This is a genomic window from Roseobacter sp. MED193 (assembly GCF_000152965.1).
Lineage (GTDB): Bacteria > Pseudomonadota > Alphaproteobacteria > Rhodobacterales > Rhodobacteraceae > Pseudophaeobacter.
Genome location: NZ_CH902583.1, coordinates 523614 through 543615 on the forward strand (window position 1 = coordinate 523614; position 20002 = coordinate 543615).

Annotated in this window: 14 protein-coding genes; 5 read left to right on the plus strand and 9 right to left on the minus strand. The window is 57.3% G+C overall.

Annotation, left to right across the window (positions count from 1 at the left end):
• Positions 1–2: 2 nt before the first annotated feature.
• Both secD and yajC read right to left on the minus strand, forming a co-directional pair.
• Positions 3–1664: a protein translocase subunit SecD gene (secD, locus tag MED193_RS04985; protein ID WP_009808561.1), complete on the minus strand. Its 1662-nt coding sequence runs from the start codon at positions 1662–1664 to the stop codon at positions 3–5.
• Between the two features lie 33 nt (positions 1665–1697).
• The gene (gene yajC, locus MED193_RS04990; RefSeq protein WP_009808562.1) at positions 1698–1976 is read right to left on the minus strand and encodes a preprotein translocase subunit YajC; all 279 of its coding nucleotides are present in this window, start codon (positions 1974–1976) and stop codon (positions 1698–1700) included.
• 362 nt (positions 1977–2338) lie between these two features.
• Here yajC and serS point away from each other — a divergent pair, with 362 nt between their 5' ends.
• Complete coding sequence (serS, locus tag MED193_RS04995; protein ID WP_009808563.1) at positions 2339–3631, plus strand: serine--tRNA ligase; 1293 nt, start codon at positions 2339–2341, stop codon at positions 3629–3631.
• A 93-nt stretch (positions 3632–3724) separates the two neighbouring features.
• Here serS and MED193_RS05000 read toward each other — a convergent pair whose 3' ends face one another.
• From MED193_RS05000 to MED193_RS05020, 5 genes are all read right to left on the minus strand, one after another.
• A complete protein-coding gene (locus MED193_RS05000) occupies positions 3725–4447 on the minus strand; it encodes a helix-hairpin-helix domain-containing protein (RefSeq protein ID WP_009808564.1) in 723 nt (240 codons plus the stop codon).
• A gap of 69 nt (positions 4448–4516) precedes the next feature.
• Positions 4517–5470 carry a fatty acid desaturase gene (locus MED193_RS05005; RefSeq protein WP_009808565.1) on the minus strand — a complete coding sequence of 318 codons (954 nt, stop codon included), beginning with the start codon at positions 5468–5470 and terminating at the stop codon, positions 4517–4519.
• Positions 5471–5726: 256 nt separating this feature from the next.
• Positions 5727–7196 carry a ribosome biogenesis GTPase Der gene (der, locus tag MED193_RS05010; protein ID WP_009808566.1) on the minus strand — a complete coding sequence of 490 codons (1470 nt, stop codon included), beginning with the start codon at positions 7194–7196 and terminating at the stop codon, positions 5727–5729.
• Positions 7197–7269: 73 nt separating this feature from the next.
• Positions 7270–8592, minus strand: a complete 1323-nt coding sequence (locus MED193_RS05015) for a PQQ-like beta-propeller repeat protein (protein ID WP_039965903.1) — start codon at positions 8590–8592, stop codon at positions 7270–7272.
• A gap of 58 nt (positions 8593–8650) precedes the next feature.
• A complete protein-coding gene (locus tag MED193_RS05020) occupies positions 8651–9322 on the minus strand; it encodes a hypothetical protein (RefSeq protein ID WP_009808569.1) in 672 nt (223 codons plus the stop codon).
• A 281-nt stretch (positions 9323–9603) separates the two neighbouring features.
• Between MED193_RS05020 and MED193_RS05025 the strand changes: the two genes are divergently transcribed.
• From MED193_RS05025 to MED193_RS05040, 4 genes are all read left to right on the plus strand, one after another.
• Positions 9604–10866 carry an efflux RND transporter periplasmic adaptor subunit gene (locus MED193_RS05025; RefSeq protein WP_009808570.1) on the plus strand — a complete coding sequence of 421 codons (1263 nt, stop codon included), beginning with the start codon at positions 9604–9606 and terminating at the stop codon, positions 10864–10866.
• Positions 10863–14678, plus strand: coding sequence for an efflux RND transporter permease subunit (locus tag MED193_RS05030; RefSeq protein WP_009808571.1), 3816 nt, complete (start codon positions 10863–10865; stop codon positions 14676–14678). Before MED193_RS05025 ends, MED193_RS05030 begins: the two co-directional genes overlap by 4 nt.
• 200 nt (positions 14679–14878) lie before the next feature.
• The gene (locus MED193_RS05035; RefSeq protein ID WP_009808572.1) at positions 14879–16105 is read left to right on the plus strand and encodes a 50S ribosomal protein L11 methyltransferase; all 1227 of its coding nucleotides are present in this window, start codon (positions 14879–14881) and stop codon (positions 16103–16105) included.
• A 137-nt stretch (positions 16106–16242) separates the two neighbouring features.
• Positions 16243–16950 (plus strand): SDR family oxidoreductase, encoded by a 708-nt coding sequence (locus MED193_RS05040; RefSeq protein WP_009808573.1) that lies wholly within the window; start codon positions 16243–16245, stop codon positions 16948–16950.
• Positions 16951–17000: 50 nt separating this feature from the next.
• On the opposite strand, the gene MED193_RS05045 is transcribed toward MED193_RS05040, so the two are convergent.
• On the minus strand, positions 17001–17867 hold the full coding sequence (locus tag MED193_RS05045) for an endonuclease/exonuclease/phosphatase family protein (RefSeq protein WP_198133853.1): 867 nt from the start codon (positions 17865–17867) through the stop codon (positions 17001–17003).
• 291 nt (positions 17868–18158) lie between these two features.
• Positions 18159–19970 (minus strand): ABC transporter ATP-binding protein/permease, encoded by a 1812-nt coding sequence (locus tag MED193_RS05050; RefSeq protein ID WP_009808576.1) that lies wholly within the window; start codon positions 19968–19970, stop codon positions 18159–18161.
• Between the last annotated feature and the right edge of the window lie 32 nt (positions 19971–20002).

Here is a 20002-nt window from a genome sequence, read left to right on the forward strand (position 1 = left end):
GATTACACCTCAATCTTTTTGGGACGACGACGTTCAAACCACATCACAATCATCAGGCGGGTGACAAAGATCGCGGTAAAGACCGAGGTCATAATGCCAAGTCCCAGCGTAATCGCAAAGCCCCGCACCGGACCAGAGCCCATTGCGAACAGGATCACGGCTGTGATGAATGTTGTGATATTGGCGTCCAGAATGGCGCTCAGCGCCTTGGAGTAACCCTCGTCAATGGCGCGAGCAGGCCCACGACCGGATTTGATCTCCTCTCGGATCCGCTCAAAGATCAGCACATTGGCGTCCACCGCCATACCAACCGTCAACACGATACCGGCAATCCCCGGCAGGGTCAGCGTTGCCCCAATGAGGCTGAGGAAGCCAAAGATCAGCGCCACGTTGAGGATCAAAGCCACATTGGCAAAAAGACCAAACAGACCATAGCTCAACGCCATAAAGACCAGCACGCCGACAAAGGCCACAATGGTAGCGATCTTGCCGGCATCAATACTGTCCTGACCCAGCTCTGGACCAATGGTGCGCTCTTCCAGGAACTCCAGCCCGGCCGGCAGAGCACCCGCACGCAGCAGGATCGCCAGATTGGTGCTTTCTTCGATGGTGAAGTTACCAGTGATGATGCCAGAGCCACCAGGGATATGCGACTGGATCACCGGGGCTGAAATCACCTCATCATCCAGCACGATGGCAAAGGGAGAACCAATGTTTTCCGCGGTGTAATCGCCAAATTTGCGCGCACCCGAGGTATTAAAGCGGAAGTTCACCGCCGGGCGGCCGTTCTGGTCAAATGAGGGCTGCGCATCGACCAGTTCTTCGCCGGTCACAACAGGAGCAGCCTCAATAGTGTAAAAGGCACCTGGCTCATCCACCGACGGGATCACCTTGTTGCCAACACCCGCAGGTGCGTCAGGATCAGATCCGCGACCGACAACAGGACTAAATGTCAGCTGGGCTGTGGTGCCGATGATCGCTTTCAGCTCCGACGCAGAGCCAATGCCAGGCACCTGAATCAAGATCCGGTCAGCGCCCTGGCGTTGAATAGTGGGCTCACGGGTGCCGACCTCATCAATCCGGCGACGAATGATTTCCAGTGACTGGCGCACCGTGCGATCATCTGAGGCCAGTTTTTCGGCCTCGGACAGTTCGATGGTGATCAGATCGCCGGTGCCAGAGACGTCAATGTCATTTGCCCCAGCGCCCGTCAGGCTGGTGATCGGGTTTGCCAGGCCGCGCACCACTTCCAGCGCCCGCCCCATGCCTTCCGGCTTGGAGATCTTCAGGCGAATCTGCCCCTCGGGTGCCTGCTGACGGCGGAAACTGCCAACAGTGGCGCGTTCTGGACGTAGCGCGTCACGCACCTCGGGCCAGAGCGCATCCATGCGGGCGCCATAGACATCTTCGACCTTCACTTCTGCCAGAAGATGCGCACCACCACGCAGATCAAGCCCAAGATTGACCAGAGAAGACGGCAGATAGGACGGCCATTGTTCGACCAGTGCCTGCCGCTCTGGCGTGTCGCCTTTGGCGATGATTTCGGCGGCAGCATCGTTAGACTGCTCCACCCGGGTGTAAAACCCATTTGGCAGGGCAAGCAAAAGGCCGGTCAAACAGACCAGCCAAATGAGAACCCTTTTCCAGAGATCAATTTGAAGCATTGCCCTGCCTTTTCAGTTTGTTAAAGGGGGCTATTAAGCTGCCGGCTCGGTCTTGGTCAGAACCTGCGCAATGGTGGATTTCACCACCCGCACCTTGACGCCTTCGGCCAGTTCGACTTCGACTTCATTGTCATCTTTGACCTTGGCGATCTTGCCGATCAGGCCACCCTGGGTCACAATCTGATCCCCACGGCGCACATTGGAGACCATAGTCTGGTGCTCTTTCATCTTTTTCTGCTGCGGACGGATCAACAGGAAATACATGATCGCAAAGATCAGGATGAGCGGGAGAAACTGGCCAATCTGGTTCATATCCAAGGGGGTCTTCCTTCTGTCTATACGGCGCCCTCTTGGCGAGGCGTCGTGAATTTGCCGCGAACCTATGCGCTGCACCCCGCCAATGCAAGGCAAGCACCACTATTGCCCCTCAAAAGCTGGCCGGAATTACCGGCAATCCCTGCAAGGCTTCACCTCGCCTCAGCCCAATTCAGAAGAATAGGGTCATGGGAGTTCCCGCAGCCACCACCGTTCGCCCCTCTGACACGGGCGCGACAGCTGTCAGGAGTGGGTCGCTCTACAACATTTGCTTGCTTTTGCCCCTGCCCCCTTCCTCTTTCTTTACTCCTACGGCATAGGTTCCATATTGATTCAAAAACCGTCGAGGAGACGACACCATGCATGACATCCGTGCAATCCGCGAAAATCCTGCTGCATTTGACGCCGCTTTGGCGCGACGTGGGGATGCGGGCGTGTCCTCTGACATTCTGGCCCTGGACGAGGCGCGCCGCGCCAAGATCCAGGAGGCAGAGGCCGCGCAGGCCGCGCAGAACAAGGCCGCCAAGGAAATTGGCGCCGCAAAGGCCAAGGGCGATACTGAGACCTTCGAGCGCCTGCGCGCCGAGGTGGCTGAGAAAAAGGCACAAGTGGCGGCGCTGCAAACCGAGGCCAAAGAGCTGGACGCCAAGCAGACCGACATGCTGGCCCGTATCGCCAATCTGCCAGCCGAAGACGTGCCCGAAGGCGCCGATGAAGACGACAACGTCGAAGTGAACCGCTGGGGCACCCCGCGTGAGCTGGATTTTGATGCCAAGGAGCATTTCGAGATCGCAGGCGTGGCCCAGGCGATGGATTTTGAAACCGCTGCCAAAACCTCCGGCGCGCGCTTTGTCTTTCTGAAAGGCGGGGTTGCCCGCATTCACCGCGCACTGGCACAGTTCATGGTAGATACCCATGTAGATGAAAACGGCCTCACCGAGGTGCAGACCCCGGTTCTGGTCCGCGACGAGGCCATGTATGGCACAGATAAGCTGCCAAAATTCGGCGATGATAGCTATCAGACCACCAATGGCTGGTGGCTGGTCCCCACCTCTGAGGTAACGCTGACCTATTCCGTGGCCGGTGACGTCCTGGAGGCCTCTGACTTGCCAATCCGCATGACGGCCCATACTCAGTGCTTCCGCTCCGAGGCCGGATCGGCCGGGCGCGATACCTCTGGCATGCTGCGCCAGCACCAGTTTGAAAAAGTGGAGATGGTTTCGATCACCCACCCGGATGAGAGCGACAGTGAGCAAAAGCGCATGCTGCGCTGTGCCGAAGGACTTCTGGAGAAGCTGGGCGTTCCTTACCGCACCGTGGTGCTCTGCACTGGTGACATGGGCTTTGGTGCACGGCGTACCTTTGATATTGAGGCCTGGCTGCCGGGGCAAAACACCTACCGTGAGATCTCCTCTGTCTCCACCACCGGCGCCTTTCAGGCCCGCCGGATGAATGCGCGTTTCCGCCCTGCCGATGGTGGCAAGCCTGAGTTCGTGCACAGCCTCAATGGATCTGGCCTGGCGGTGGGTCGCTGCCTGATTGCGGTTCTGGAAAATGGCCAGCAAGCGGATGGTTCTGTCACCCTGCCCGAGGTTCTGGGTCCCTACCTGAAGGGCAAGCTGACCCTGACCGCCACTGGCGAACTGGTCTGAACTGCAAAACGGCAGCACAGCCGTTCTTGACAGAAAAAGGGCGGCGCTCCCACGAGAGCGCCGCCTTTTTGCATCGGATCAAAGGCTAAAGCCTTATTTCTTTGCAGCCTTCTTCGCCTTTTTCTTTTCCCCGGATTTGGAGCTGGAAGCTTTGGAAGCGGACTTCGCTAATTTACCCTTTGTCTTCTCTTTGACCTTCTCCGGCTCTTTGGCTTTTTGCGCCATTTCTTCCAAGATCGCCTTGGCCTTCGCTTTTTCGCGCTCAATGGCGCGGCGCGCCTCGGCCTTCATCTTTTTGGCCTTGGTGCGGGCTTTTTCTTTTGCCTTGGAAAACTCTTCCATCAAGGCCTCTGCCTGACGCGCCGCTTTCTTGGCTTTGGCCTTGGCCTTGGCCGCCTTTTGCTCCGCAGCTTTACGCGCTGCCTCAGCAGCCGCCAAGGCCGTGCTCAGGGCCTCCTCGGTCTCAGAAACCGTGGAACCTTTGGCCTCTCCCCCTTTGTCGCTGGAAGGTTTTTCAACCTCAACCTTAGCTTTTGACTTCGCCGGTAGCGGTTTCTTGATCGCTCCAGCTTTTGTGGTCCTGGCAGGCCTGCGGGCCGTTGGCTTGGATCTCGCAGAACCTGCGGGCCCGACAGCTACACCTTCCCCAGCCGCAGCCTGTTTCAGGCGCATGGCGCGGGCTGCGCCGATCCCGGGAATGGCTTTCAGATCTTCCAATGGCGCCGCTGCAACCGCCTCTACCGTGAGAAGCCCGTGGTCCTTTAACGTCTTAGCCAATGCAGGACCTACGCCGTTCAGTGTGATAATATCCGTCATTCCCACCTCATTCCTTTGTGTTTCTGTGCTGCGCGCCCTCTTGTGACAGGAAGTATTGCACGCACATTGCTATGCAGGAAAGGGGACAAGCCGCTTTTTGTCTTCATCCCAGAGCTTTAGCGACAGCGCGCCCAGAGCTTCAGCAAATTTTATCCGGCGAAGCGCAAATTCGGCAGGCAAATTGTAATGGCACTGGCGCAGGCGGTAACTGGGAATACGGGCATTAAAATGATGGATGTCATGCAGGGTAATATTGGCAACGGCAAAGTCAAACAGCCACCCAAAATCCAAACAGGAGGACCCCTGAAGCGCCGCTTCGGCGGGTAAAAGATCTGGGCGACGGTCCCAATAGGTGTCTTCGAAGTTGTGTTGAAGATAAACGAGAAAAACGCCAATCATGCCGCCAAGAAACGAAAACCCAAACCAGACAGTCAACCCCAGCCAGCCTGAAAACTGGTACAACAGCCAAAGCAGTGCCACGATGGAAAGATTGTGGGCAATCACCCCCAGCGCCCCAAACCGACTGCTGTTTTTCGGCCAGCGGTAGCGGATGAAGTAGGTAAAGGCGGCACCAAACGGGACGAGGATCAGTGGGTTGCGATAAAGGCGATAATAGAGCCTCTGCCAAAGCCCTGCGTGGTGCCATTCCTGCAGGGTCATCGTGTGGATTTCACCTGTTTCACGATGGTCCAGATTGCCGATATTTGCATGATGCAGATTGTGATTTTGCTTCATCACCTCAAAGGGCGCAAAGGTGAACGGGGAGACCAAATGCCCGGCAATTTCGTTCTGCAGGCGGGTCTCAAAGAGGGAATGGTGCCCCATATCATGCTGCAACACATAAAGCCGTACCGAGGCGAAGGCGAAAATCACCCCAACTGGAACCAAAACATACCAGCGCTCGACAAAGCTGATGGCCAGATAGAGGCTCAGGAAATAGACCGCAAAAGTTCCGAAATAACTTAATGAAGCCAATCGGTTATCTTGAATAGCATATTGCCGGGTATAGCGCCTTAGATCCATGATAATTATCCTAAGTAGGCTCTGTAACACCCTCTTGAATACTGGAGGGCCAAATTAAAACAAAACACCGTCTCCGCTGATCGGCACAATCCCACGTCGATCTGGCTATTGGTCAAAGTTAATAGAAAATTTGGTAAGCAGCCTACAAATTTCAATCAATCCAGATCGGAAAATGCTGGCAAATACGTTTAAAAGAAAACCCCCACTGCACAGGGCAGAGAGGGCTATTCATTTCATGTTCTAACGGGCGCGGTGGTCAGACCCGTCGCCCTGAGATATGTTTGCGCAACTTGGACGGCGGTGCCTTTTTGCGTCCCTTAAAGGGGTTTTGATCGTTTTGACCGCGCATGGTCAGGCGGATCGGCGTGCCAGGCATGTCAAAATCCTGCCGCAGCCCATTGACCAGATACCGCGTATAGCTCGCAGGGATCTTATCTGGATGCGAGCACATCACCACAAAGCCAGGGGGGCGTGTCTTAGCCTGGGTCATATAGCGCAGCTTGATCCGCTTGCCCTGCGGTGCGGGGGGCGGGTGCTGCTCCAACATGCCCGTCAGCCAACGGTTCAGCGCCGCGGTAGGTATTCGGCGGTTCCAAACATCATAGGCGCGCATGACGGCAGCATGCAGACGATCCAGCCCCTTGCCGGTTTTGGCGGAAACCGTCACCAGTGGTGCGCCGCGCAGCTGTGGCAGCAAACGGCCAAAGGCCTCTTTCAGTGCAGCGAGTTTTTCCTGTTTGTTGTCTTCGACATCCCATTTGTTGACCGCAACCACGACTGCCCGGCCTTCGCGCTCGGCCAGATCGGCAATCCGCAGGTCTTGCTGTTCAAACGGGATCTCTGCGTCCAGCAAGATCACCACGACCTCAGCAAATTTCACCGCTCGCAGCCCATCAGAAACTGACAGTTTCTCGAGCTTTTCCAAGACCTTGGCCTTTTTCCGCATGCCTGCAGTGTCAAAGATCCGCATCGGTGTGCCAGACCAATCAATCTGCAACGAAATTGCATCACGGGTAATCCCCGCCTCCGGCCCAGTGAGCAGGCGGTCCTCACCGAGGATCTTGTTGATCAGGGTCGACTTGCCTGCATTCGGGCGGCCAACCACGGCCACCTGTAGCGGCTTTTCGCGAGTTGGCACCGGCACTGGTGGTGCACTGTCTTCGTCCCAGTCGTCATCCTCATCCAGATCGAGGTCCACCACGGGAGAGTGATCCACAGCCTCTTCAGCAAACTGATCCGCCAGAGGCGCCAGTTCCGAGAACAGATCGGCCATGCCTTCACCATGTTCACCGGACAGGCGCAAAGGTTCACCCAAGCCCAGGCCATAGGCTTCAAGAACGCCTGCATCGGCCGCGTTGCCTTCGGCCTTGTTAGCCGCGAGAATAACATGGGCTGATTTGCGGCGCAGGATCTCGGCAAACATTTCATCTACCGGGGTGACCCCGGTGCGCGCATCAATCATGAACAGGCAGATATCTGCCATATCCACTGCGCGTTCGGTCAAGCGCCGCATCCGCCCCTCAAGAGAGTTGTCGGTGACATCTTCCAGCCCCGCCGTATCGATCACGGTAAAGCGAAGATCGCCAAGGCGTGCCTCGCCTTCGCGCAGATCGCGCGTCACACCAGGCTGGTCATCAACCAGCGCCAGCTTTTTGCCCACAAGGCGATTGAACAGGGTGGACTTGCCCACATTTGGACGGCCCACGATAGCGAGGGTAAATGACATCGGACCCAACTTTCAGCGTTTGAGACGCGCCCAATAGCGCATCTATGCGGCCACGGCTAGAGCCGATTGCGCATTAGCGGAAGGCGAGAAGGTTGCCCTTGCTCGACACCACGTAAAGAGTATTGCCAGCGATTACCGGTGCAGCGGTCGCCCCGCCCGGGATTTCGATGCTCTGCGACAGGCTGCCATCGCGCGGATCAAACAGGCGCAGCTGCCCATCATTGGAGGCAATCAGCACCTGCCCTCCCGCTACAATTGGGCCGTAATGGGCGACAACGGCAGCGCGTTTACCAGGCTTGTCTTTCAGGTATCCCGGTAGATCAACCGCCCAAATCAGCGCACCACTCTTTGCATCTAGCCGCAGCAGTTGATTGCGGTCACTGATCTGAAACAGGCTGTTACCTGCGGGCCAAACCGGACCAATCGCCCCCTCTTGCGCGGTCCAGATCCGATCACCATTGGAGGTATCAAAGGCCACGGTCCGCCCAGAGTGGTTTCCAACATAGGCGCGCTGTCCCACAAGAACCGGCTCACCAGTAACATCACTAATCCGCGCCAGCGTAGAGCCCACACGCTGCCCCGCAACCGAGGCACTCCAGCGGCGCAGCCCACCCCGACGGAACGTCGCGACCAAGTCACCGGAACCAAAGGCAAAAATCACCAGGTCCTTTGTCAATACAGGAGCCGGAGCGCCCAAAACATTCGAAGCACTTGGCGTACCTTCAACCTGCCATGCGATGCGACCGTCTTTGGCATGAATTGCCCAACCCGTGTCGTCTCCGGCCACCAGATAGATCAGCCCATCGCGCACCGTCGGAACGCCGGATCCTGTTGCATCCAGTTCCTGACGCCAGATCTGTTTCCCACTCGTTGCGTCCAGCGCAGTCAGCACGCCAAAACCGGAGGAGACATAAAGAACCCCATCCGCATAGGCCATGCCACCGCCAGTCGCTTGCCCTTCTTCGTCGCGCGAAGGAACCAAATCGCTATTCCACAACAACTGCCCCGAGGGTGAGACAGCGGACACCCGCGCCGCACTGTCCAGCGTGTAGATCCGACCATCCGCCACCACAGGGCGCGTGTTGATCCGCTGCTTGCGTCCGTCACCGGCGCCGATTGGCACCGACCAAGCCAGGCTTGGAGAGGTACTTAGCGCGGGATGCGCCGTACGGTAGGAAGGATTGCCGTGGCTTTGTGACCAGTTCGCATTGGCAACCTGCTTGGGCAATGAAATTGCCGCCGACTGGTTTACCGTTTCTATTTCACTATCAGGCCTGATTGCTTCGCGCTTTCCAGGCAGAATCACCTCTGGCTCGCTGCAGGCTGAAAGCCCCATTGCCAGTGCGCTGCTGCACAGCAAGATCCGTACCAAAGAAAAGGAATTAGCTGCCGTCATGACCCTGCCCCGTACCCATTAGTATGCTTGTTTCCGCAGGTTGGTACTGCGGTTGTTGTTAACCTTCTGAGACGACAGCCTCGTCCAGCGCCCCACCCAAGGCCACAATCACTTGCGTTGCCCGTTCTTTCAAGTCCGCAGTGACGCCTGCATCCTCTACAATTGCTTTCAGGCGGTCAATTGCCGCTTCAGCATTGCCTTCTTCGATATCCAAAAGCGCGATTTGCTCTGCGGCCAACAACGCCAGAGGCGCGCCGGGCTGGGCAAGAGCATCAAACTGCAACCGGCGCTCTGCGGTACTCAGGCTGTCTTGCTGCAGGCCCAGGGCCTTGAAACTGGCAATATGGCGGTAGATCAAAGGCAAATCACCATCCAGAGCAACCGTTTGCAGACGTGCAACCGCCTCCTCTGGCTGTCCCGCATCGGCCAGAGCACCAGCCTGTAGCATCGCCAAGACAGCCGCACCCCCAGGCGTTTTGGCTGAAATTTCATTCAGAGCTTCCGCCCGGGGCTGCCCCTCATCAGACGAGAGGGCAGCAATCATTTCATCCCCCAGTGTCTGAGCAGCGGCCAGATCCTTGGCCTTGTTGTATTCGCTAAAGGCAGCGCCCCCGACGATCAACACAACCGCCAGCCCCCCGATCCAGCCATAGCGTTTCAGCATCACGAACAGACGATCGCGACGCACCTCTTCTGTAACTTCTTCGATAAAGCTGTCAGTGTCGCTCATGGTATATGTCCCCGAAGTGCCATCCCCGCCGCCACAGCGATGGGAGACAGATATTTCCTCTTTCGCCCCTCATATCCTGCCTGCATCATCAAGCCAAGTGCCCCATTGCAGGGGAAATTTAGGCAAACCTCTACTTTTTTCCAATAAATCTGAGCTGAACTGTTCCGTTTAGTGTGGACAATACTTAGATCGCGACTATCAATTCGCAGCAGATCTGGCGGGATCTCCGGTGTGTTTGGTCACCTGCGTTTACCAAACGAAAAGATTTTGAAAGGCCCGAGATGAAACTGATCCCCCTTATAACCGCCGTTTTGGTCACCCTACTGCTGTATTTCCTAGTCATCGAGCGTGAAACACTGCTGGCTTTCGCCCGTGGCGAAGGGGCAGAAGACATTACACAATCAGCTCCTGCAGAAACAGGTGCAGAAAGCACCGACCAGTCCGGCGCCGATGAGCTGCTGGCAGAAAATCGCATCGGAGTGGTTGCCCTCCATAGCCAAGCACAGGTTTTTGACCGGGCGGTGATCCTGCGCGGCATGACCCAGGCAGTGCGCGAGGTTGATCTGCGTGCTGAAACCTCCTCTACTGTGATCTCTGAACCTCTGCGCAAGGGGGTGCAGGTTCAAAAAGGTGACGTCCTATGCCGCCTCGATCCCGGCACCCGCCCGGCGGCGTTGCTGGAAGCACAGGCCCGGCTGACCGAAGCCCGCGCTAATATGCCCGTGTCAGAGGCCCGCCTTGATGAGGCCAACGCAAAACTGAGCGAGGCAATCATCAATCTCACCGCTGCCGAGAAACTCTCGGAGGGCGGATATGCCTCTGAAACCCGCCTGGCGGCCTCCAAAGCGACAGAACGCTCTGCAGTGGCAGGCGTGGCCAGCGCAAAGGGTGGGCTGGAAACCGCAAAAGCGGGGATCGAAGCAGCCCTTGCCGCTGTTGGAGCCGCGCAAAAGGAAATTGAACGCCTGACCATTGTCGCCCCCTTTGATGGATTGCTGGAAAGCGACAGCGCGGAACTCGGTAGCCTGGTTCTGCCCGGGGACCACTGCGCTACAGTGATTCAGCTCGACACGATCAAGGTTGTCGGCTTTGTCCCAGAAACCCAGGTCAATCGCGTCAGTCTGGGGTCCCCTGCACAAGCGGAATTGGCCACCGGCGCCCAGATCCAAGGTGTTGTGAGCTTTGTCAGCCGCTCTGCGGATCAGGCCACCCGCACCTTCGAGGTGGAAATCACCGTTGCGAACCCGGATCTCGCGATCCGCGACGGGCAGACAGCGGATATCGCAATTGCCGCTCAGGGGGCGACAGCCCATAAGCTGCCGCAGTCTGCGCTCACTCTCAACAAAGACGGGCAGCTTGGCGTCAGGCTCGTCAATGCCGACCAAACAGCCGGTTTTGCTGCGGTTGAATTGCTGCGCGACGAAGCCGACGGAATTTGGGTCGCAGGCCTGCCGGAACAGGCAGATGTTATTGTCACGGGACAGGATTTTGTCACCAGCGGTGTCGCCGTTGCTCCCAGTTATCTGAATGAGGCCACCCAATGATCGGCGTCGTCTCCTGGGCTGCAGACCGCGCCCGAATGGTTATCGCCTTCATCATGATTTCGATCTTGGTTGGGGGCTTTGCCTATTCCAGCCTGCCCAAAGAGGGCGAGCCGGATATCGAAATCCCTGCCCTTTTCATCTCTGTCTCTTTCCCCGGCATTTCAGCCGAAGATGCCGAAAGCCTGCTGGTCAAGGTCATGGAAACCGAGCTGGCCGATCTCGACGGGCTCGATAAGATGAGTGCCACCGCGGCGGAAAACTACGCGGGTGTGGCGCTGGAGTTCGACTTTGGCTGGGACAAGACCGCCGTGATGGCGGATGTGCGCGATGCCATGACACGGGCAGAGGCGGAGTTCCCTGACGGGGCCGAGACCTACTCGCTGACGGAAATCAACTTTTCTGAATTCCCCATTGTGATCGTCAACCTGACTGGCGCGGTGCCGGAACGCACCATGGCCCGTATCGCCAAGGATCTGCAGGACGAGATTGAGGCGCTAGACGCGGTACTGGAGGCCGGCATTGCCGGCAATCGCGACGAGATGGTCGAGGTTATCATCGACCCTCTGCGCCTGGAATCCTACAACATCACAGCGGTTGAGCTGATCAATGTGGTGCAAAACAACAACCAGTTGATTGCCGCAGGTGAGGTGGAAACCGAACAAGGGACCTTTTCGGTCAAGATCCCGTCGTCCTTCAATGACGTAAACGATATCTACGGTCTGCCGGTCAAAACCAATGGCGACCGCATCGTAACCTTGGGTGAGTTGGCAGAGATCAATTTCACCTTTGAAGACCGCGAAGGCACCGCTCGTTTCAACGGGGACGATACCGTCGCCTTGCAGGTGGTAAAGCGCAAAGGCTTTAACCTGATCGACACGGTAGATCTGGTGAAAGAAACCCTGGCCAAGGCCCAGACCAAATGGCCGCCAGAGCTCAAAGCCTCTGTGACCCTGGGGACCTCCAATGACCAGAGCCGGGTGGTTGGCTCCATGGTGAGCCAGCTGGAGGGTTCGGTTCTGACAGCCGTGGCGCTGGTGATGATCGTGGTTCTGGCCTCCCTTGGCAGCCGCGCGGCCCTGCTCGTGGGCTTTGCAATTCCTACCTCTTTCCTGCTCTGCTTTGCCTTCCTGGCCGTGATGGGGGTCTCTATCTCAAACATCGTCATGTTTGGCCTGATCCTGGCTGTTGGGATGCTGGTGGATGGGGCCATCGTGGTGGTGGAATATGCTGACAAACGCATCAAAGAGGGCACCGGCCCGATGCATGCCTATGTTGAGGCAGCTCAGCGGATGTTCTGGCCGATTGTCTCCTCTACTGCGACCACGCTCTGTGCATTCCTGCCAATGCTGTTCTGGCCTGGGGTGCCCGGTCAGTTCATGGGTATGTTGCCGGTCACGCTGATCTTTGTTCTCTCCGCCTCTTTGGTGGTGGCGCTGATCTACCTGCCGGTTATGGGTGGCTTGTCCGGGCGCATCAGTCGCGTGTTTGAAGGCACGTCCAACTGGTTACGCTCTGTCGCGCCCTGGTGGCTACGGGCTCTTTTGGTTCCCCCTGCCCTTTGGGGCATGTTTGTCGGCGCCATGCAGATGCTCAATCCAAGCTACCTTTTGCCGGAGGGCACCGCCCCCCTCGCGGGGCTCGCCTTTGGTGGGCTGGTCTTCATTGTCGCGGCCTTTGCCGCCTCGATCACTCTGGGTGCCACAAAAATCACCCGCAAAGAACGCAGCGTTCAAGCGGGATATCATCACACCGCCTTTGGCTATGTGATCAAATTCATTGCCGGCAACCCGGTAATGCCGCTGGTTACCCTAGTCGTCGTCGCCTTTGGCATCAGCACGGTGTTCACCATGTTTGGCGAAAACAATTATGGCGTGGAGTTCTTTGTAGAATCTGAACCGGAACAGGCCACCGCCTATGTCCGCGCTCGTGGTAACCTCAGCCTGCATGAGCAAGACCAGATGGTACAGCAGGCCGAACAGGCCATCATGGCCCATCCGGCTGTGATCAATGTCTTCTCTTTTGCCGGCGAAGGCGGGTTGTCGACTGGCGGTCCCAGCAACAACCAGGCCCCGGCCGATACCGTGGGTCAGGTGCAGTTCGAAATCATCCCCTGGGAGGATCGCCCCACCCAGACCGAGACCTGGTTCTTTGATCTGCTGACACGCGAAGTCACTGCGACCAAGTTTGACGGTAACACCGTGATTGAAGAGCTGAACAGCGAACTGGCAAAAATCCCTGGATTTTTTGTTGAGATCAATGCTCTGGAGCAGGGTCCTGGCTCTGGCAAGCCATTGCATCTGCGGATACGCGGCGACAGCTGGGAAGCACTGGCCAATTCAACGCTCGCGGCGCGCGCCAAATTTGACGCAACCCCGGGGCTCACCCTGGTCGAAGACAGCCTGCCCCTGCCCGGAATCGACTGGCAGATCGACGTGGATGTGGAAAAGGCCGGTCGCTATGGCGCGGATGTGGCCACCGTGGGTGCTATGGTGCAGCTGGTAACACGCGGGATCTTGTTGGACACCATGCGGGTCGACAGCTCTGATGAGGAAATCGAAATCCGCGTCCGCCTGCCCGATGAAGATCGGGTTCTGGCAACCCTGGACAATCTGAAAGTGCGCACCGCGGATGGTTTGGTCCCGCTGTCAAACTTCATCACCCGCAAACCTGTGCCAAAACTGGCGCAGATCAACCGGGTCGACCAGGAGCGCTACTATGATGTCAAAGCGGATGTCGAGAGCGGCCTGCATAGTGTGTCGATTGATAACCCCCATGGCGAAGGTCAGCTCATCCTCGCACTGATCAAGACTATTCCCGATGGGCTGCCCCCCAAAGGCGAGGTGGTTACGGATGCCAATGGCAAAGAATACACCATTTACCAGTATGTTGCCTTTGAGACCCGCGAAGCTGTGCAGCAGGCCATCGATGGCGGTGCCAAGGTCTCTTTGGTAAACGCCAACGAACGCATCGCCAAAATAACCGAATGGCTCGAGACAAACCCGCTGGATCCACGGGTGGACTGGGAATGGACTGGGGATCAGGACGAGCAGGCCGAATCCGGCGCTTTCCTGTCCAAGGCCTTTGCCGGGGCACTGGCTCTGATGTTCGTGATCCTGCTGGCGCAGTTCAACTCCTTCTATAACTCGGTGCTGGTGCTGCTGGCGGTGGTGCTGTCCACCACTGGCGTGCTGATCGGGATGATGGTGATGCAACAGCCGTTTTCGATCATCATGACAGGCACCGGGATTGTGGCTCTGGCAGGGATCGTGGTGAACAACAATATTGTTCTGATCGATACCTATCAGGAGTTCAGCCAGCACATGCCGCGGATCGAGGCGATCATTCGCACCGCCGAGGCCCGGATCCGTCCGGTTCTGCTGACCACCGTCACCACCATGGCAGGCCTGGCCCCGATGATGTTTGGTATCAGCCTGGACTTTATTGGTGGTGGTTATTCCATCGACAGCCCCACAGCGCTGTGGTGGAAGCAACTGGCCACAGCGGTGGTCTTTGGCCTCGGCATCGCGACAGTGCTCACACTGATGGTAACCCCCTCGCTGCTGGCTATCCGCGTCTGGCTCTCGACCTACCTGAACTGGATGGGACGTCTGCTTGCCCGCGTAAGCGGCGGTCGCTCTAGCCGGATTGCCCAGGACATGCGACTGGCGAAAAGAGCGCGCAAGCTGCCAACCAGCGAAATCATCTGGGATGATTTGATCTCTGCGCAGCCGCTGGGCAAATCCAGCCACGTCGAAACGGATGCGACCTCGGAGGTAAAACCCGGCTCTGGTGCCCTGCGCGCGGCGGAGTAAGGCAGCCCCCATTTGAACGCAGACTTCTCTGCTGAACCCAATCAATAAGAGCGCTGTTGGACCTCCTCCGACGGCGCTTTTTCTTTGCCGGAATTTTCCTGAATCCCCACCTGAATGCGCGTTGTCTTTTACGATTTCTTAGAGCGGCCACGCGAATATGCCAATCAGTCGCATTTGCTTCAAATAGGGAAAATTAAAAGTTGCTGAAAACTCCAAACTCTGCTGCAGGTCTCTCACATTCTCAGGCCCTGACAGCGGCAGAAAGCCTCGTGCAGCGCGCCAAATCGGAACCTCTGAACGATGGCGGGGTGAGGACATCACAGCTGCTGTCTGAAGCGCTTTCCCTGGACCCGCACCACCATGCCGCACAGGTGCTTCAAGAACGGCTCCATCAGATGTTTGTGCCCCGGTGGCACTTTCCGATGCTGGCAGACCAGGCCCGCAACGCCGCATATGCCAAGGCCATCAAGGCCAAGGTCAAGCCCGGAGATGTGGTGCTGGATATCGGCTGCGGCGCCGGGCTGACCGCGATGCTGGCGGCACGTGCTGGGGCGAAACATGTCTATACCTGCGAGCAGCAACCGCTGATCGCCCAGGCCGCCAAACAGGTGATCAAAGACAATGGGCTGAGCGAGCGCATCACAGTGCTGCAAAAATGGTCCCATGACATCGTTGTTGGCGTCGATATGCCAGAGCCCGCAGATCTGGTCCTGTCGGAGATTGTCGATACCGTGTTACTGGGTGAAGGCGCGCTGGCGACTCTCACCCATGCCATGGCGCGGCTGGCAAAGCCCAATGCCCGTGCGATCCCGGAACGCGGTGTTCTTAAGGCACAACTGGTCGAAAGCCAGAAGTTGCTCGATCAATGGCAACCGCAGCAGGCTGAAGGGTTTGATCTCACAGCCTTTAACAGGCTAGCGCGCGTTGCACAGATCACGCCGTGCGATTTTGCAACCAGCGCTCTGCGACCCCTGGGGGGCACAACTGAGCTGTTTGACTTTGACTTTGCAAATCCCCGCATCGACCCGCAGCGAACAACAGCTCAGCTCAGCTGTTCGAAACGGGGCCGGATCCAAGCGGTCTTGGTCAGTTTTGAAATGCAGCTCGCCCCGGGCGTCCAGGTCGATAACGGCCTGCACTCCGACGGTCATTGGGGGCGCACCGCCTTTTTGCTGGATACCCCCAAAACCGCACACCCTGGTGGTTATCTGACCGTCACCGCGCAACATGACGCCGCACAGCTCAGCCTTGCGCTCCATGAGGATGAGTTTACCTCTGAAGCCTCCGTACCTGCCGCAATCTGGATGAACCAAGCCTGGAGCGGACCACATCCGCTCAAAAAGGGCCATGCCCACTCGCCTAGCCCCTATTTGCCCAGCCCATACTCACCTGAACCAACCGCCCTTTCGGGGCAGGCCTTGCACTAGGCAATTAGGAGAAAATCAGCGCCCTTTCTTGAGCCAGCCATCTCTGGGGAGGGCGCGTTTTGCGCTGTCTCCGGCCGCGAGCTGTGATAGGTTTCCCCTTCACCCTTCCCTGCTGGAACCGGACAAAAGGCTACGTAATGAAGCTCAAGAACAAAACCGTCGTGGTCACAGGCGGCAGTGATGGCATTGGTAAACACATCTGCCTCAAACTCGCCGCACAGGGCTGCCGCCTGGCTATCCTGGGACGCGATAAGGCCCGCCTGGAAACTGTCTGTGAGACAGCCCTGTCAGAGGGGGCCGCAGAGGCGCGGAACTATGCCATGGACCTGATGGACGCCAAGGCGATTGCCGCAACTGCGGCGCAGATCCTGGCGGACTTTGGTGAGATCGACATTCTGATCAATAATGCCGGCATCTGGCACAAAGCTGGCCCACTGGAGAGCATCCCTGCCGATGATCTAGTTGCCACGGTGCAAACCAATCTCACCGGTTTGATGCAATTGACCCAGGCCTTTTTGCCCGCATTGCGAAACGGCGATGAGGCGGCCATATTGAATGTGGTGTCAAAATCCGGCGTTGTAGCCCAGGCAGGGCAATCGGTTTATACTGCTACCAAATACGGGGTACGTGGCTTTAGCGATGTGCTGAAACAGGATGAGGCCGAAACCGGTGTGCGGGTTGCTGCGCTCTATCAAAGTGGCACCAATACGGGGATGTTTGCCAAGGCCGGAGAAGAAGTGCCCAACCATATCTTTACCGAGCCCGATGACCTGGCCGATGTGGTGGTGTTTATGTTGTCGCGCCCACCAAAATTGTGGATGCATGAGGTACATGTCGAGCTATGACGCAGAAACAAACCTCTGACAACAAAGGAAGATAGACGGCGCTGGCCGCATCACAGCGGGCCCGATTTAGGCCCAAGCGCCTGTTCATCTGCTCCGGAGCTTTCAATCTTGGTCTGCGCGCGCAGGAGATCCTTGTCATTAGCCATCGGTTCGCGCTGCAGCGCTTGGGCTCGGGGTGTGTGCTGAAGACAGGCCTGAATAGGGAAATGATCCGATCCGACATGTCCCAACCGTTCAAACGAGACCAAGGTAAAGTCGCTGGTGCAAAATACCTGATCCAGCGGCCAGCGTAGCAGCGGGAAGTCAGCATGAAAGCTGCTAAAGAAACCCCGACCGACCCGCGGATCAAGAAGACCTCCGAGCTTTTGCAAAAGCTTAATTGTTTGCGACCAGGGCACATCGTTCAGATCCCCCACCAACACGACGGACTGTGCCTGCGGATCCAGAGTTTTTGCCACCAGCAATAGCTCTCCATCCCGTTCAACAGAGGTTTCGTTTTCAGTCGGACTGGGAGGCGCAGGATGCAGGCAATGTAACGAGAGAAGATGCCCGTTTGGCAAAACAACACCCGCATGTATGGATGGAACCTTATCCTCCACCAGATACAAAACCTGCGGATCGCGCAGTTCAAGCCGCGAAAACAGCGACATGCCATAGAGATTGTCCAGCGGCCGCTGCACTCTGTAGGGGTAGTCAGGCGAGAGTCCATCCAGCTTCGCCTGCCACCAGCCGTCGGTTTCAACGGCTAGAAAAATGTCTGGCTTTTGCGCCCGGACGAGGTCGAGCACCCTTTCAACCGAGCGGTTCGTCGTCAAAACATTGGCCACCAAAACCGTCAACTGATCCTTGGGCCGTAATTGACGTGCTGTTTGAATTTGTTTTGGAAACAGTGGCGTATATCGGATCACACGGCTCACTTGCAGAATGCTACAGACCGTCAGCGACGCTGATTGCCGCCATATCTAGCGCCCCCTGCCCTCCAAAAATGAATGGGTAAACCAGTAGAACCAAACAGGTCAGCACTGTGATTTGTAGCGCTGGAAACTCAAGTCCACGCACCCACCAGACCTGGAGTCGCAGCAGCGTCAAAAGCGGAACAAGACCGGCACATAAAACCCAAATCAGATCGTAGAACATACCGAGATGCCTCGTATGTCACAGGTGTTTCCTGGGCTTACAGCCTGTCAGGCGGTGGCAAATATTTCACCTCAAGCAGCCGATTGATCATCTGATTGCTGGCGGTGCCACAGATGCGCATAGCGCCCGTCGCGAGCCAAGAGTTCATCGTGGCTGCCCTGCTCTACCACCTCGCCCTGTTCCAGAACGACGATGGTATCGGCCTCCGCTACCGTCGAGAGCCGGTGCGCAATTGTCAGGACCGTGCGCCCCTGCGCGGCGCGCTCCAGTGCATCCTTGATCTCTTGCTCGGTATCCGTATCCAGTGCCGATGTTGCCTCGTCCAGCAGGAGGATGGGTGGATTTTTCAACAAGGTACGGGCGATGCCCACTCGCTGTTTTTCGCCACCCGACAGCTTTAGTCCGCGCTCCCCAACCTGGGTGTCGTAGCCCTCTGGCAAGCTGATGATGAAGTCATGAATTTGAGCATCACGCGCCGCCTGCTCTACCTCCGCCGGGGTGGCCCCATCGCGGCCATAGGCGATATTGTATCGAATGGTGTCATTGAACAGCACCGTATCCTGCGGCACCACCCCAATTGCGGCGTGCAGACTCTCTTGGGTCACCTGGCGTACATCCTGACCATCAATGGTCAGTGCCCCGCCCGTCACATCATAGAAGCGAAACAACAGCCGACCGATGGTGGATTTCCCTGACCCGGTAGAGCCGACAATAGCGACCGTTTGTCCGGCCCCTGCCACCAAATTGACCCCCTTTAGGATCTCCCGGTCGCTATCATACCCAAAGCGCACATCCTGTAGCCTGATCTCTCCGCCGGAAACCTTTAACGCCTTGGCGGCATCCGCATCAGAGACATCGGCGGGTTGTTCCAGCAGATCGAACATCTCTCCCATGTCGACCAGACTCTGGCGGATTTCACGGTAAACTGTGCCCAGGAAATTCAACGGCACGGTAATCTGGATCATATAGGCGTTGACCATGACAAAATCGCCAACGGTCAGCTCTCCGTTCTGCACACCCATAGCCGCCATCACCATCACGGCCACAAGGCCAGCTGTGATGAACAAGCTTTGTCCAAAGTTCAGAAATGCCAGGGAATAGGCGGTCTTGAGCGCGGCCTGCGCATAGGCGCGCATCGCCCCATCATAACGCTCTGCCTCGCGTTTTTCAGCGCCAAAGTATTTTACCGTCTCATAATTCAGCAGGCTGTCGATTGCCTTCTGATTGGCATCCGTGTCCTGCTTGTTCATCTCGCGGCGCAGTTTGACCCGCCATTCAGTGATGGCAAAGGTAAACCACACATAGAGCCCGATGGTCACAACAACCGCCACCAGGTACCAGGCGTCAAACAGCACTGTGAGGACAACGGCCACCAGAGTGAGTTCCAGCACCAGCGGGCCGATGGAGAATAGCATGAACCGCAAAAGAAACTCGACGCCCTTGACCCCGCGCTCGATGATCCGCGACAGGCCGCCTGTTTTGCGGGTTATATGGTAGCGCATGGACAGGCGGTGAATATGCGTAAAGGTCTCTAGAGCCAGATGCCGCAGGGCGCGCTGACCCACCGGGGCAAAGATCACATCTCTCAGCTGCTGAAATCCAGTGGTGAGGATCCGGGCAACACCGTAGGCGATGGTCAGGCCAATGGCCCCCAACGCCAATGGCGGGACACCCTCAGCTGCCAGACTGTCCACCGCGCCTTTGTACAGCATAGGTGTATAGACGGCGATCAGCTTAGCCAGGACCAGAACCGCAATGGCCAGCACCACCCGTTGTTTGACCCAGAGATGTTTGCTTGGCCACAGATAGGGGCCCATGCGACGCAGGGTCCGCAGACCAGAGCGACGCTCCTCACTGGCAATAGAAGTCTCGGCTGGGGGCATTGTGCGCGCTTTCCTGGCTTAATGCATCACAG

What these genes read in the sequence shown, in the direction of transcription:
- secD (WP_009808561.1), bottom strand. Translation starts at nt 1,664, where the DNA reads ATGCTTCAAATTGATCTCTGGAAAAGGGTTCTCATTTGGCTGGTCTGT.
- yajC (WP_009808562.1), bottom strand. Translation starts at nt 1,976, where the DNA reads ATGAACCAGATTGGCCAGTTTCTCCCGCTCATCCTGATCTTTGCGATC.
- serS (WP_009808563.1), top strand. Translation starts at nt 2,339, where the DNA reads ATGCATGACATCCGTGCAATCCGCGAAAATCCTGCTGCATTTGACGCC.
- MED193_RS05000 (WP_009808564.1), bottom strand. Translation starts at nt 4,447, where the DNA reads ATGACGGATATTATCACACTGAACGGCGTAGGTCCTGCATTGGCTAAG.
- MED193_RS05005 (WP_009808565.1), bottom strand. Translation starts at nt 5,470, where the DNA reads ATGGATCTAAGGCGCTATACCCGGCAATATGCTATTCAAGATAACCGA.
- der (WP_009808566.1), bottom strand. Translation starts at nt 7,196, where the DNA reads ATGTCATTTACCCTCGCTATCGTGGGCCGTCCAAATGTGGGCAAGTCC.
- MED193_RS05015 (WP_039965903.1), bottom strand. Translation starts at nt 8,592, where the DNA reads ATGACGGCAGCTAATTCCTTTTCTTTGGTACGGATCTTGCTGTGCAGC.
- MED193_RS05020 (WP_009808569.1), bottom strand. Translation starts at nt 9,322, where the DNA reads ATGAGCGACACTGACAGCTTTATCGAAGAAGTTACAGAAGAGGTGCGT.
- MED193_RS05025 (WP_009808570.1), top strand. Translation starts at nt 9,604, where the DNA reads ATGAAACTGATCCCCCTTATAACCGCCGTTTTGGTCACCCTACTGCTG.
- MED193_RS05030 (WP_009808571.1), top strand. Translation starts at nt 10,863, where the DNA reads ATGATCGGCGTCGTCTCCTGGGCTGCAGACCGCGCCCGAATGGTTATC.
- MED193_RS05040 (WP_009808573.1), top strand. Translation starts at nt 16,243, where the DNA reads ATGAAGCTCAAGAACAAAACCGTCGTGGTCACAGGCGGCAGTGATGGC.
- MED193_RS05050 (WP_009808576.1), bottom strand. Translation starts at nt 19,970, where the DNA reads ATGCCCCCAGCCGAGACTTCTATTGCCAGTGAGGAGCGTCGCTCTGGT.